The organism is Streptomyces sp. NPDC030798 (assembly GCF_055572275.1).
The window spans coordinates 655,792-668,966 of the sequence record NZ_JBVIDR010000002.1 but is presented as its reverse complement, the minus strand read 5'-3'; the positions used below and the strand labels follow the sequence as shown (position 1 = coordinate 668,966).

General features: G+C 74.1%; 15 protein-coding genes. 4 read left to right on the top strand and 11 right to left on the bottom strand.

Going from position 1 to position 13,175, the window contains the following annotated elements:
- Nucleotides 1-69 precede the first annotated feature (69 nt).
- From ACZ404_RS07500 to ACZ404_RS07485, 4 genes are all read right to left on the bottom strand, one after another.
- A complete protein-coding gene (locus ACZ404_RS07500; protein ID WP_468436863.1) occupies nucleotides 70-882 on the bottom strand; it encodes a hypothetical protein in 813 nt (270 codons plus the stop codon).
- A 3-nt stretch (nucleotides 883-885) separates the two neighbouring features.
- Entirely contained in the window at nucleotides 886-1,548 is a 663-nt protein-coding gene (locus ACZ404_RS07495) for a hypothetical protein (RefSeq protein WP_468436861.1), read from the bottom strand.
- 78 nt (nucleotides 1,549-1,626) lie between these two features.
- Nucleotides 1,627-2,064 carry a nuclear transport factor 2 family protein gene (locus ACZ404_RS07490; RefSeq protein WP_468436859.1) on the bottom strand — a complete coding sequence of 146 codons (438 nt, stop codon included), beginning with the start codon at nucleotides 2,062-2,064 and terminating at the stop codon, nucleotides 1,627-1,629.
- 86 nt (nucleotides 2,065-2,150) lie between these two features.
- Complete coding sequence (locus ACZ404_RS07485) at nucleotides 2,151-2,870, bottom strand: helix-turn-helix transcriptional regulator (protein WP_468436857.1); 720 nt, start codon at nucleotides 2,868-2,870, stop codon at nucleotides 2,151-2,153.
- A 69-nt stretch (nucleotides 2,871-2,939) separates the two neighbouring features.
- On the opposite strand from ACZ404_RS07485, the gene ACZ404_RS07480 reads away from it, so the two are divergent.
- The gene (locus ACZ404_RS07480; protein ID WP_468436855.1) at nucleotides 2,940-3,500 is read left to right on the top strand and encodes a GNAT family N-acetyltransferase; all 561 of its coding nucleotides are present in this window, start codon (nucleotides 2,940-2,942) and stop codon (nucleotides 3,498-3,500) included.
- 49 nt (nucleotides 3,501-3,549) lie between these two features.
- Here ACZ404_RS07480 and ACZ404_RS07475 read toward each other — a convergent pair whose 3' ends face one another.
- Nucleotides 3,550-5,592 (bottom strand): DHA2 family efflux MFS transporter permease subunit, encoded by a 2,043-nt coding sequence (locus tag ACZ404_RS07475; RefSeq protein WP_468436853.1) that lies wholly within the window; start codon nucleotides 5,590-5,592, stop codon nucleotides 3,550-3,552.
- A 218-nt stretch (nucleotides 5,593-5,810) separates the two neighbouring features.
- Between ACZ404_RS07475 and ACZ404_RS07470 the strand changes: the two genes are divergently transcribed.
- Nucleotides 5,811-6,776 (top strand): peptidoglycan-binding domain-containing protein, encoded by a 966-nt coding sequence (locus ACZ404_RS07470; RefSeq protein ID WP_468436851.1) that lies wholly within the window; start codon nucleotides 5,811-5,813, stop codon nucleotides 6,774-6,776.
- 366 nt (nucleotides 6,777-7,142) lie between these two features.
- Here the strand turns inward: ACZ404_RS07470 and ACZ404_RS07465 are convergent, their stop codons facing one another.
- Complete coding sequence (locus ACZ404_RS07465; protein ID WP_468436849.1) at nucleotides 7,143-7,799, bottom strand: HAD-IA family hydrolase; 657 nt, start codon at nucleotides 7,797-7,799, stop codon at nucleotides 7,143-7,145.
- A gap of 220 nt (nucleotides 7,800-8,019) precedes the next feature.
- Nucleotides 8,020-8,601 (bottom strand): TMEM165/GDT1 family protein, encoded by a 582-nt coding sequence (locus tag ACZ404_RS07460; protein ID WP_468436847.1) that lies wholly within the window; start codon nucleotides 8,599-8,601, stop codon nucleotides 8,020-8,022.
- A gap of 373 nt (nucleotides 8,602-8,974) precedes the next feature.
- Here ACZ404_RS07460 and ACZ404_RS07455 point away from each other — a divergent pair, with 373 nt between their 5' ends.
- On the top strand, nucleotides 8,975-9,619 hold the full coding sequence (locus ACZ404_RS07455) for an HNH endonuclease family protein (protein WP_468436845.1): 645 nt from the start codon (nucleotides 8,975-8,977) through the stop codon (nucleotides 9,617-9,619).
- 116 nt (nucleotides 9,620-9,735) lie between these two features.
- Here ACZ404_RS07455 and ACZ404_RS07450 read toward each other — a convergent pair whose 3' ends face one another.
- From ACZ404_RS07450 to ACZ404_RS07435, 4 genes are all read right to left on the bottom strand, one after another.
- Nucleotides 9,736-10,347 (bottom strand): DedA family protein, encoded by a 612-nt coding sequence (locus ACZ404_RS07450; RefSeq protein ID WP_468436843.1) that lies wholly within the window; start codon nucleotides 10,345-10,347, stop codon nucleotides 9,736-9,738.
- 155 nt (nucleotides 10,348-10,502) lie between these two features.
- On the bottom strand, nucleotides 10,503-10,958 hold the full coding sequence (locus ACZ404_RS07445) for a DoxX family protein (RefSeq protein WP_468436841.1): 456 nt from the start codon (nucleotides 10,956-10,958) through the stop codon (nucleotides 10,503-10,505).
- A 280-nt stretch (nucleotides 10,959-11,238) separates the two neighbouring features.
- Nucleotides 11,239-11,817: a GNAT family N-acetyltransferase gene (locus ACZ404_RS07440; protein WP_468436839.1), complete on the bottom strand. Its 579-nt coding sequence runs from the start codon at nucleotides 11,815-11,817 to the stop codon at nucleotides 11,239-11,241.
- 103 nt (nucleotides 11,818-11,920) lie between these two features.
- On the bottom strand, nucleotides 11,921-12,151 hold the full coding sequence (locus tag ACZ404_RS07435) for a DUF2277 domain-containing protein (protein ID WP_468436837.1): 231 nt from the start codon (nucleotides 12,149-12,151) through the stop codon (nucleotides 11,921-11,923).
- Nucleotides 12,152-12,243: 92 nt separating this feature from the next.
- On the opposite strand from ACZ404_RS07435, the gene ACZ404_RS07430 reads away from it, so the two are divergent.
- Nucleotides 12,244-13,158 (top strand): ketopantoate reductase family protein, encoded by a 915-nt coding sequence (locus ACZ404_RS07430; protein WP_468436835.1) that lies wholly within the window; start codon nucleotides 12,244-12,246, stop codon nucleotides 13,156-13,158.
- Nucleotides 13,159-13,175: the final 17 nt, after the last annotated feature.

Here is a 13,175-nt window from a genome sequence, read left to right as displayed (position 1 = left end):
GGCCCCGACCGCACCGGCCGGGACCGTCTCCTCGTCTCGGATCAGATGTTCTCGATGAGACTTCTCGGATCAGAGGTGCAGCAGCCGTCCGGCCAGCTCGCGGTAGTCCCGCAGCGCCAGGCGCAGCTGCTCGGTGTCCGACTCACGGGTGGGGCGGTCCTCCTCGCCCTGCCAGGACATGCGCAGGGTGCGGCGGCGCCGGGTCACGGCCTCGTTGAACCGCACGGCGATCTCCTCGAGCTCCCGGTCCGCCTCCTCGACCGCCGCACGGGGCTCGTCCACGAATCCGGCGGCCGTCTGCCGCAGCCGCTCCTCCCACTGCTCCGACTCCTCGTGCGGGAGCAGGGGGGCGGCGGCACCGGTGTGCCCGTTCCCCTGCCGGGCGGTCCCGCTCGGCGTGCCGGTGTCCCTGGCCGTGCCGGTGCCGGTGCCCGCGCCCGTGTCCGTGCCCGGCCGGGTGTCCGGCGCCGCGCTCTGGGGGACGCCCGTCTCGCGGCCGGCCGTGGCGCCCGAGGTGGCCGCACCGAGCCCGTCGTCCGGCATCCGGTCCCCCTGGGCGGCACGCTCCCGGCCGGGCGCCGACGTACCCGTGTCGCCCGGGACGCGGTCGTCCGCCGTCAGCCCTTCCCGCCCCGGACCGGCGACACCGGGCGCCCGGTCCACGCGGTCGTCGGACCGCAGCCGTTCGCCGGACAGCCGCTCGGAACCCGCCGGGCCTCCCGGCTCACCGGCCATGCGCTCACCGAGCGTCGGCTCGCCCGGCAGGCGGTCGCCCGGGGCTCGTTCGTCTCCCGGCTTGCGGGCGGGGCCGGTGATGTCTTCCTCCGGCCGGTACCTCTCGTACTTCTCCGCGCCCGGTCCGGTCTCCCTGTCCTGCGCCATGGCTCAACTCTCCTTCGGACGGCCCCGGTGGAGGGACCACGGGGTGTGGGAGCGGGTGGAGCCGTGGCCGTTGCCGGTACCGGTCAGAGCGCCGGCGCGGTGGCGGCCGGCCGCCCTGCCCGTGTCGATCAGGTCGTCGAACAGCTCGCGGCCCTCCACGAGCGCCGCCCGCAGCTCCTCCGTGCCGCCGCCGGCCCCGCTCGCCCCGGCCCGGGACACCCGGTGCAGGTGCCGGTAGCCCTCGACATGGTCGGCGTGGTGCACGGACAGCGCGTCGAGTTGCTCCTCGTACCGCCCGCCGTCCGGGTAGCCTCGGGCGCCGGCGAGTTCCGCGAGCAGCCGGTCGGCCTCGGCGACGGCGTCCCGGGGCGCGTCGACGAACCGCTCCTGCACGGCCGTCCAGCGCTGCGCGTACCGGTCGCGCTCCGCCGGGTCCAGCGGACGCTCGCGCAGGTTGCCGTGGCGTTCGATCCGCTCGGTCAGTTCCCGTTCGGCGGCCGTGGTGTCCCCGTCGTGCCGGGCCACGGCCCGCTCGTACTCGGGCCCGAAGCGCCGCTTCAGGTCCGGCCCGCCGTGCCTGCCGCGGGCGCGCAGGATCACGGTGGCCGCGAGGAGCACCACGACCGCCGCGATCACGATCACAGCGATGATCCAGCCTGTGGACATGGTTGCCTTCCAGGTCGGACCGGCCCCACTGGCCGGTACACCACTCGGGTGACCCGGAAGGCGGGCCACAAACGGGCGTCAGGCACCGAAGCGGCGCAGTCCCGTCACCGACCAGACGGTGGCGATCCGCCCGTCCACCACCTCGAACAGGTCGATGCCGCTCTTCTGGATGCCGTCCGGCAGGGTCACGTACCAGCGGCAGGCGACCTGCCCGGGCCCGGCGTCCACGAGCGGGGTCCCCTGGACGGCGTAGTGCTGTCCGGGCCGGGCCGTACGGAAGGCGGAGACGAAGTCGACGACGGCCTGCGGGCCGTGCAGGGCGTCGGTGGCCCTCCCCTGCTCGGGGTCGTTGCCGAAGCGGATGCGCAAGCCGGGCGCCAGGAAGGCCTCGGGGTCGCTGAAGTCGCCGTTCCACAGGGCGGTCCAGCGGTCGAAGAGCGCGATGCCGGCGGCGGTGGTGAGGGTGCCGCCGGTCGCCGGGGAGGCCGGGAGGGCGGACGCGGAGTGCGGAGTCATGGCTGATCGCCTTTCGGGTGAGGTCCCACTGCTGGTGGACCTCAGCCTCCGCCCCGGATGCGACAACCCCCTGTCGGTGATTGCCGTCACATGCGCAGTTCCCCGAGGGGCACCAGGTCGGAGCCCAGGGTGTCGAGCGAGGCCAGGTCGACGGGGCGGGGCGGGGCCGGTTCGGCGAGGGCCGTCACCGCGCGGACGCGATCGAGGCGGAAACCCCGAGCCGCCTGCCGCAGCCGGCACCAGGCGGCCAGGTACCAGTGCTCCTCACCACCGAGGAAGCCGAGCGGCTCCACGTCCCGGGCGGTGACGGCGCCCGCCGCGTCGGCGTACTCCAGGCGCAGCACCCTCCCGGCGGTCAGCGCCTCCCGCAGGGGCCCGGCCACGACCGGCTGCGGGGTCCGGGCGGGGCGAGCGGCCGGTACGAGGAGCCGTACCCGCTCCGCCAGTTCCGCCGCCGCCCTCCGCTCGCGCCCGGGCATCACCGCCAGCACCTTGTGCAGCGCGCTGCGCGCGTCGGCCGCGAACGGCGTCCCGGCGAGGGCGTCGAGCCCGACGGCCAGCGCGGTCGCCTCGGCCGGGGTGATGGTCAGCGGCGGCAGGGTGCGGGCCCGGTCGAGGACGTACCCGCCGCTGCGGCCCGGCTCGGCGTGGATCGGCACCCCGGACTGCTGCAGTGCCGCCAGGTCCCGCTCGATCGTGCGGACGCTGACCTCGAAGCGCCGGGCCAGCACACGGGCGCTGCGCGGCCGGGGAGCGGCGGCGCGCAACTCCTCGACCAGGGCGTAGAGACGGTCGGTTCGGTTCACGGGGACAGTCTGCGGGGGCGCGGTTATCCGGTTGCGGCGGGTCCGTGACCGCGGCCCAGAATGACCGGCATGACGTGGACGATCACTCCGGAGCCGTACGACTCACCGGTCGCCGGTGCGCTGTGGCGGGCGTACTACACGGAGGTCAGCGACCGCTGGTACCTGCTGCACGAGGGGCACCGCACCGACCCGGCCGAGTTGGAGCGGGAGATCGCGGCCCGTACCGGAGCCGAACTGGCGCCGCCGCGTGGCCGGTTGCTGGTGGCCCGGTACGACGGCGAGCCGGCCGGCACGGCGGGCGTGCGGCTGCTGGACCCGGACACGGCCGAGCTCACCCGGGTGTTCGTGCGGGAGGGGATGCGCGGGAGGGGCGGGGCCGCGCTGCTGGTCGCCGCCGCCGAGCAGGCCGCCCGCGCGCTGGGCGCCCGGCGGCTGATCCTCGACACCCGCAGCGACCTGGTGGAGGCCCGGGCCCTGTACGCCCGCCTCGGCTACGCGGAGACCGGGCGCCACAACGACGACCCGTACGCCGAACACTGGTTCCGCAAGGACCTGTTGTCGCCCGAGGCCGACGCCACGACCGAACCCGAAGCCACCGTCTGCGGCCCCGAGCCCGGGACGTCGTCCTAGCCCGAGGCCATGTTTCCTGCCGCGCTCGGCAGAGCCGCGCCCCGGTCCGTCAGCCGGCCCTCGTCACCGTGCCGCCGTTGTGCGGGCGTTCCCGCTCCGCGCCGCACAGTTCGTCGGTGAGGTCCTTCACCACCCGGTCCAGGTCGGTGGACCGGCCCGGGGCCCACCAGTCGCCGAGCAGTTCGGCCAGGGACTCCTCGCGGGCCGCGGCCAGCCGTTCCGCGGTCTCGCGGCCGGACTCGGTCAACACCAGGTCCAGGCCCCGGCGTTCGGCCAGGCGCCGCTCCTCGACCTGCCGGGCCGCGGCCATGACCGCCTGCAGCGGGACGGAGGTGCGCTCGGCCAGCACGCCCGGCTCCACCGAGCCGTACCGGCGGATGCGCAGCAGCATCCAGCTCGCGGCGGGCAGCAGGTCGTAACCGGCCCTTTCGGTGATCTCCTGGTAGATCTGCCGGCGCCCCTCGCGGGTGCCGAGCACGGACAGCGCGCGGCACACCTCGTCGTAGGAGGAACGTTCCACCGGGTTGGGCGGGATCGTCTCGGACGCGTCCGGCGCGGTGACCGAGCCGCGCAGCCGGTCCTCCTTCAGCAGCCACGCGAGGACGAAGCCGAGGACGGCGACCGGGGCGGCGTAGAGGAACACGTCGGTGATGGCCGAGGCGTACGCGTGCAGGGCCGCCGGGCGCAGGCCGGGCGGCAGGGCGGCGATGCCGCGCGGGTCGGACTTCAGCGTGTCGGCGCTCGCACCGGGCGGCAGCCGCACGCCCCGGAAGGCGTCGGCGAGCTTGTCGCCGAGCCGGCTCGCGAAGACCGTGCCGAAGATGGCGACGCCGAAGGACGCGCCGATGGAGCGGAAGAAGGTCGCACCGGAGGTGGCGACGCCCAGGTCCTCGTACGACACCGCGTTCTGCACGATGAGGACGAGGACCTGCATGACCAGGCCGAGGCCGAGGCCGAAGACGAAGAAGTACAGGCTCATCTCGGTGGTGGAGCTGTGCTCGTCCAGCCGGTGCAGCAGGAGCAGGCCGATCGTGGTCACGGCGGTGCCGGCGATCGGGAACACCTTCCAGCGGCCGGTGCGGCTGACGATCTGCCCGGAGATCGTGGAGGACAGCAGCAGGCCGAACACCATCGGCAGCATGTGCACCCCGGACATGGTCGGCGAGATGCCGTGCACGACCTGGAGGAAGGTCGGCAGGTAGGTCATCGCGCCGAACATGGCGAAGCCGACGATGAAGCTGATCAGGGCGGCGAGGGAGAAGGTGCGGATGCCGAACAGCTTCAGCGGCAGGACCGGTTCGGCGGCCCGCCGTTCGACGGCGACGAACGCGACGGCGAGGACGACCCCGAGCACGGCGAGCGCGATGATCTGCGCCGACCCCCACGCCCACGTCGTGCCCCCGAGCGAGGCGACGAGGACCAGACAGGTGGCGACCGAGGCGATCAGGAAGGTGCCGAGGTAGTCGATGACGTGGTGGGCGGTGCGGCGCGGGATGTGCAGGGCGGTGGCGATCACGGCGAGGGCGACGACGCCGACGGGCAGGTTGACGTAGAACACCCAGCGCCAGCTCAGGTGCTCGGTGAACAGCCCGCCGAGCAGCGGTCCGAGCACACTGGTGGCGCCGAACACGGCGCCGAACAGCCCCTGGTAGCGCCCGCGTTCCCGCGGGGGCACGACGTCGCCGACGATCGCCATCGACAGCACCATCAGCCCGCCGCCGCCCAGGCCCTGCAGTGCGCGGAAGGCGATCAGCTGGGGCATGTTCTGCGCCATGCCGCACAGTGCGGAGCCGATGAGGAAGATGACGATCGCGGTCTGGAACAGCCGCTTGCGCCCGTACTGGTCACCGAGCTTGCCCCACAGCGGGGTGGCGGCGGTCGAGGCGAGGAGGTAGGCGGTGACGACCCAGGACAGGTGCTCGAGGCCGCCCAGATCGCTGACGATGGTGGGCAGCGCGGTCGAGACGATGGTCTGGTCGAGCGCGGCGAGCAGCAGCCCGAGCAGCAGGGCGCCGATCGAGACGAGCACGTTGCCGGAGACGTGCTCGGCGGCCTGCACGTCCTTCGCCGTGCCGTGCGTGTCCAGGGTCATCGAGACCTCCCGAGGCTCGGGTGCACACCTACCATCGTCGGCGCTGTCACCGTTTACGGCCTCTTGAGTCCCCCATCGCCCCGGTCTTCCACCTGTCCTTCTGTCCGTCCTTCCGCCTGCCGTTCCGCCTCTCCGTCCGTCCGGGTGTCCGTCCCGCACGGCGGATGTGAAGGATCTCTGCATAAACTCGGGAGTTCCCGAGGGGAGGGGACGGACACGTGACGGAACCGACGGGCCACACCTGCCCGCAGTGCGGGGCGCCGAGGGGGGCGGACAACACGCCGTCCTGCGACTGCACCCGACGCGTCGCCGACGCCCTGCGCGAGGCCCGCACGGCCCGGGCGGCAGCGGCGGAGGACTTCCACCCGATACGCATACGCCCCTACGTGGAGGTGGGCGAGCCCACCGCGGGTGCCGAGCCCGACCGGGGCGCCGTGGCGACGGACGGCAGGGCTCCGGCGGAACCGGACGGGGTGACGGGAGCCGCGACCCCGCAGGAGCCGGGACGGCCGGACCCGCCCGTGGCACCCACGGAACCCGCCCCCTGGAGCGAGCCGATCGGGACGGCGAACGCCGCGCCCCCGCCCCCGCCCCCGGAGAAGGCACCTCGCCGTTCCCGCCGCACCCTCCTCCTGTCGGCCGCGGGTGCCGGTGTCGCCGTCGTGGCGGCGGCCGGTGTCGCCAGTGGGCTGCTGTCCTACCGGGCGCCCGCACGGGACCACGCGGCCCAGGAGATACGGCAGAGCGTCCCTGAGGTGACGCCGGCCCACGGCAGGCCGTCCCGGTCCGCTCCGGCGCACTCCCCCTCGACCCGCCCGGCGCCCGCCCCGCCCGCAGTCACGCCCGCGAGCCCGTCGGCCGACCCCTCCCCTTCCACGGCCTCCCCGAGCCCGTCCCGCCCGGCCTCGCCGAGCCCATCCGCGACGGTCGCCCGCACCCCGAACACACAACGCACCTCCGCGCCGGTGCTGCGGCTCGGCGACCAGGGCCCGGAGGTGACGGAACTGCAGCTCCGCCTCAAGCAGTTGCTCCTCTACGGCGACCAGGTCACCGGCGTCTTCACCCGCCCGGTCGAGGACGCCGTGCGCAACTACCAGTGGGCCCGGGGCATCCAGGGCGACGACCTCGGTGTCTACGGCCCGGCCACCCGCGCCGCACTGGAGTCGGAGACGTCGGAGCCGTAGCGGCAAGGCAAGAGGCGCGCCCGCCCCACTCGGCCCCCGCTCGGCCCCCGCACACCCTTGGCCGGCCCACTCGGCCCACGCGCAGCAGGCCCGCGCTCGGCATGCGGCCGGCCCGCTCAGCCCGCGCTCGGCGTACGGCCGGCCCGCTCGGCACACGCACAGCCGGCCCGCGCTCGGCATGCGGCCGGCCCGCTCAGCCCGCGCTCGGCGTACGGCCAGCCCGCTCAGCCCGCGTGCGGCCGGCCCGCTCAGCACACGTGCAGCAGGCCCGCGCTCGGCCCACGCACAGTCGGCCCACGCTCGGCGTGCGGCCGGCCCGCTCAGCCCACGCACAGCCGGCCCGCGCTCGGCGTACGGCCGGCCCGCTCAGCCCGCGTGCAGCCGGGCCCGCCCGTCTCCCAGGGTCTCGACCCGCACCTGCGTGAGGTCCCGGACGACGACGTCGGGCCCGTGCAGGGCGGCGCGGGGGCCGACGCCCACGACCCGCATCCCGGCGGCCCGCCCCGCCGCGATCCCGGCGCCGGAGTCCTCGAAGACGACACAGTCCGCCGGATCGACCCCCAGCTCGGCGGCGCCCTTCAAAAACCCCTCGGGGTCGGGCTTGCCGGCCCCCACCGACTCGGCGGTGATCCGCACCTCGGGCATCGGCAGCCCGGCAGCCGCCATGCGCGCGCCGGACAGGGCGACGTCGGCGGAGGTCACGAGCGCGTGCGGGAGTTCCCGCAGGGAGGCGAGGAAGGCGCGCGCCCCGGGCACCTGGACCACGCCGTCCAGGTCGGCGGTCTCCTCCGCGAGCATGCGCGCGTTGTCGGCGAGGTTCTGCTCCATCGGCCGGCCGGGCAACAGCACCGCCATCGACGCGTGCCCCTGGCGCCCGTGGACGACCTTCATCACCTCGTCGCCGTCCAGTGCGTGCCGCTCGGCCCAGCGTCGCCAGATCCGCTCGACCACGGCGTCCGAGTCGACGAGGGTGCCGTCCATGTCGAGCAGGAGGGCGCGGGCGGTGAGAACGGTGGCCGGCATCGGCAGCTCCAGACAGGAACGGGGCAGAGAACGGGGCAGGCAGGGAGGCGGCTCCGGGCAGGAGGAAGGGGACAAGGCGGCCCCGCCCGCCGGTCAGGGTGAACGGGCGGGAGCCACTTTGTTCATCCACGGTACAAAACATGCCGGGATCACGCCACCGCCCCCGCGAAACGTTCACACGCCGTTCGGCCGGGACCCCCCGAGCCCGGCCCGGCGCGCCTCAGCCCGCGACGGCCTCGTACAGGCTCCACACGCCCAGTCCCAGCATCAGCGCCGCCGCGATCTGCGTGATCAGCCGCAGCGGCACCCGCTTCATCAGCGCCTTCCCGCCGACGATGCCGAGCCCGGCCACCGCCCAGAGGCCCAGCACCGCACCGAGCCCGACGGAGACCGGGTCGTCGTAGCGGGCGGCCAGGTTGGCGGTCATGATCTGCGTGAGGTCACCGAACTCGGCGACGAGGATCAGCGTGAACCCCGTGCCCGCGACCTTCCAGAAGGACTGGTCGGCCGGCCTGCGGATGTCCTCCTCGTCCTCGTGCTTCTTCAGCAGCAGCGCCGCCGCACCCCCGAGGAAGAGGACACCGGTCAGCGCGTGCACGATCCGTTGCGGCAGCAGGGTCAGCGCACTGCCGGCCGCGACGGCCAGCACGACGTGCAGCAGGAAGGCGGCGGCGACGCCCGCGAAGACGTAGGAGGCGCGGTAGCGGGTGCCGAGGACGAGGCCGGCGAGCGCGGTCTTGTCCGGCAGTTCGGCGAGGAAGATGACGCCGAAGACGAGCGCCGTCACGGTGATGCTGATCAAGGTTCCTCAATCGGTCGGGGCTGCCCCACCGAGAGTGCTTGCCTCATGAGAGACACCTCGGCACGGCAGCACACTCGGTGCCCGCGCCGGGGACGCGGACGTGCACTGCTTGCCGAAGGTCTCGCTGGGCGGTCCGCGCGGGATCCGCCTCCGGGCGCCGGCTCAGGCTCGCTGAGCAGTATGTCGACGGTCCGGCGAAGAGCTACTCCCCTTCTGCGCCGCCCATCGTACGCGAGGAGAAGTTCGACCGTGAACCTTGTCGTGTCATGCACACGACACTAACGTCTTACCGAGCGCTCACCTCCCGGCAACACGGCACCGCGAGCATTCCCTCGCTCGCGCTCCAACACCCCCACCCCTCAAGGGAGTTCGCATGCCGAAGTTCTACGCGCGTCGACGAGTGAGCATACTCGCCGCCCTCACCGGCCTCATGGCCTCCGTCGCCCTCCTCAACTCCCCCACCGCCTCCGCCGCGCTGCCCACGCCGGTCAGCGCCGCCACCGCCCGCAGCTATCTCTCCCAGCTCACCGTGGCCACCGAGAACCGCACCGGCTACAGCCGCGACCTGTTCCCGACCTGGAGCACCATCTCCGGCACCTGCAACACCCGGGAGTGGATCCTCAAGCGGGACGGCACGAACGTCGTCACCAACTCCTCCTGCACCGCCACCAGCGGCAGTTGGTACTCCCCGTACGACGGTGCCACCTGGACCGCCGCCTCCGACGTCGACATCGACCACCTCGTCCCGCTCGCCGAGGCCTGGGACTCCGGCGCGAGCAAGTGGACCACCGCGCAGCGCCAGGCCTTCGCCAACGACGTCACCCGCCCCCAACTCCTGGCGGTCACCGACAACGTCAACCAGGCCAAGGGCGACCAGGACCCGGCGACCTGGGTCCCGTCCCGCTCGGCGTACCTCTGCACGTACGTGCGCGCCTGGGTGCAGGTGAAGTACTACTACGACCTCTCGGTCGACTCCGCGGAGAAGAGCGCGCTGACGAACTACCTGGCGAACTGCTGACACCACCGCCCTGCACCGCCCCGCCCCGGCCGTCGGTCGCCGTCCGCGTGCCGGGGCGGCGCCTGCGCCCGTCCGGCGCGATCCGACGGCGCCTCGGGGCCGAGCGCCCTGCCCCGTCAGGCCGGCCGGCGGCGCACGAGGAACCCCGCCGCGGCGCCCGCGCCGAACAGGGCGGCCACCGACACGCCCGTCGCCAGCCAGGTGGCGCCCAGCCAGCGGCCGCCGAAGTAGCCGAGGGCGACGCTGTAACCGGCCCAGGACAGGCCGGCCAGCGCCGACCACGGGACGAAGTCGCGAGCCCGGCGGTGGGCGGCGCCCGCACAGAACGACACGACCGAGCGGCCGGCCGGAGCGAAGCGGGCCAGGACGACCAGGGCGCCGCCGCCGCGCGAGAGGGCCTCGCCGAGACGTTCCTGCGCGGCGGTCAGCCGGCGGGACCGGGCGATGGCGCGGTCCAGGCGCTCACCGCCCCGCCAGGCCAGCCGATAGGCCACGAGGTCACCGAGGACCGAGGCGGTCGCGGCGGAGAGGGTCAGGACGAGGATGTCGGGCACGTTGTGCGGGACCTGTCCGGCCGCTGCACCCGAACCGGCGGCCGCGGCGGTGGCCGCGGTGATCACCAGCACACCGCTCGGCAGCACGGGCACGAACACGTCGAGCAGCACCGACAGCGCCACCATGGCGTAGATCCATGGACCGGCGGCCAGTGACCCCACGCTCTCCCACACGACGACTCCCCGTTGCTCCCCCGTTGACAGCCATACAGCGTACGCCGGGGGTGTGACAGCAGGGGCGCAGGGGGCAGGCGTGATCAGAAGGTTACGTACGGGTGAAGGCGCCCTCCCGCCGCGCACGGGGAAGGGCGCCGTGATCCGACGACCGGTCAGGCCGCCACGGGGCGCTGCTCGGTGGCCGGCTCGCGCGTGGCCGCCGTACGCCGGGAGACCAGCCGGTCCAGGCCGAAGGCGCCGGAGCCGGTGAAGACGAGCAGGAAGAACGCCCAGCAGAACAGGACCGGCAGCTCGCCACCGTTCTGGATGGGCCACAGGGCGGCCTGCTGGTGGACGTCGAAGTAGGCGTACGCCATCGAGCCCGAGGCGATCAGCGCGGCACCGCGGGTGCCGAGGCCGAACAGCACGAGCGTCCCGGCGACCAGCTGGATCACGGCCGCGTACCAGCCGGGCCAGGTGCCGGCCGGGATGGTGCCGCCGTGGGTGCCCATGGCCCCGCCGAGGACGCCGAAGAGCGAGGCGGCGCCGTGCACCGCGAAGAGCAGGCCGGCGACGATGCGGAAGAGCCCTATCACGTACGGCTGAGCGGAGTTGAGACGTGCAGACATGGGGGGTTTCTCCTCTTCGGTGTCGGACGGGCCGGCCGTCCGGCGGTGCCGGACAAGGGGGACGCCGGGCCGGTCGTGGGGGCGGCGGTACCGAACGAGGAACCCAGGTTAGGTGACCCTAACAGGTGCTTGCAAGTTCAACATCAGGCCATGCTTCGCCTTCCGTTCATGGCCTCATCCCGCCCCACAGCGCACGTGGGGAGCCTCAGCCCCCTCGACTCCCACCCGAGAATGTGACCGAATCAACACCTGGCGTCCACCCCGTTGCCACCCTCGCCGCTCAGGACGTCCCCTCCCGCACATGCACATGCCCGGCGTTCGGACGGGTCGGCGGTGCCGGCGGCAGAAACCCGGACAGGACGTACCCGCACTTCTGCGCGACCCGGCACGAGGCCGCGTTGTCCACCTGGTGCAGCAGCTCGAGCCGGACCAGCCCGGCACCCCGGAAGGCCGTGAAGGCCCACTCGGACACCGCCGTCAGCGCCCGGGACGCCACCCCCCGGCCTCTCGCGGCGGCCACCGTCCAGTAGCCGACCTCGGCGACGGAGGCATCACCGGCCCGCTTCAGGACCACGTGCCCCAGGACCGGCGCCGCCGCCGTACCGGACTCCACCACGGCGAAGGCGAACCGCCGACCGTCCTCCCACCCGCGCCGCTGCTCCCCGATCCACCGCTCCGCGTCCGCCTCGTCCGCCACCCCCGCGCTCGTCCAGCGCCGCAGAGCCTCGTCCTGGTACGCCTCCACCAGCGCGACGGCGTCCGCCGGGCCCCAGGGCCGCAGCAGGAGTGCAGGTCCCACGCCGTCGGCGACCACGTCGAGCGACACCGGCAGCGGCCGGGCAGTTCTACGCCCTGTCATCGATCAGTCCCTCCCCCTTCGGCGCCTCCCACCGCGGCCGGACAGCGGACACCGCCCGAGCAGCCGACTTCCCACCGGCTCGGGAGAGTTCGCCGCGCCACCGCTACCCCGCGCTCCGCACGGACTGCCCCCGTACCTCCAGGCCGCCGAGGAGCTCCGCCGTGGCCTGCGCCACCGCCTCCACGGCACGATCGAAGACCTCACGGTTGTGCGCGGCGGGCGCGCGGAAGCCAGAGACCTTCCGTACGTACTGCAGCGCGGCGGCGCGAATGTCGTCCTCGGTGGCCTCGTCGGGCAGGGCGGGCGGACGCAGCGTCTTGATACTCCGGCACATGCCCCCAGTCTCGCCCACGCCCCGCACGCCTGCGAAGATCACGCAGAAGGCGGCCACCGACCTGCGGGGCCGACCGACGGGAGGATCTCCTCATGACCACCAGGACGCACACCGCGCAGCAGACCGTCGCCGTTCTCGGACCCGGCGGCACCGGCGGGCTCCTCGCCGCCCTGCTGTCGCGCTCCGGCCACCGCGTGATCTGCCTGGCCCAGGAAACCACGGCCGACACCCTGCGCGGAGCCGGCATCCAGGTCCGCAGCCGCCGGCTCGGGGACTTCACGGCCGCCGTGGAGGCGGACACCGAGCTGCGCGAACCCGTCGACGCGTGCCTGATCGCCGTCAAGCACACCAGCCTGGACGCCGCCCTCACCCGCGTCCCGGCCGCCGCCCTCGGCGACGCCCTCCTCGTACCGCTCCTGAACGGCGTCGAACACCCCGCCGCCCTGCGCGCCCGCTACCGCGCCGACCGGGTGGCCCCCGCCGTGATCCGGGTGGAGTCGACCCGGGTGGCTCCGGGCGTGATCGAACACGGCAGCGACTTCGTCGAGGTGGACCTCACGGCCGCCACGGCCCCGCGCCCCCGCCTCGACGCCCTGGCCGCGACCCTCACCGCCGCCGACGTGCCCACCCGGGTCCTCGAGGACGAGACGGCGGCCCTGTGGGCGAAGATGGCGTTCCTCGCCCCCTTCGCCCTGCTGACCACCCGCTACGCCCTCCCCCTCGGCGAGGCCCGCACCCGGCACCGGGAGGAGCTCCAGTCCCTGGTCGCCGAGACCGCGGCGGTGAGCCGTGCCTGCGGCGCCCCCGCGGACCCGGCCCAGGCCCTCGCCCGCTACGACGCCTTCGCACCCTCCACCAAGTCCTCCATGCAGCGCGACGCGGAGGCGGGCCGCCCCCTCGAACTCGACGCCATCGGCGGCGCGTTGCTGCGCGCGGCCGACCGGCACGGCGTACCGGTACCGGTGACCGCCCGGCTGGTACGGGAACTGCGCGACACCGGCCGCTGACCCCCGGCGGACGGTGG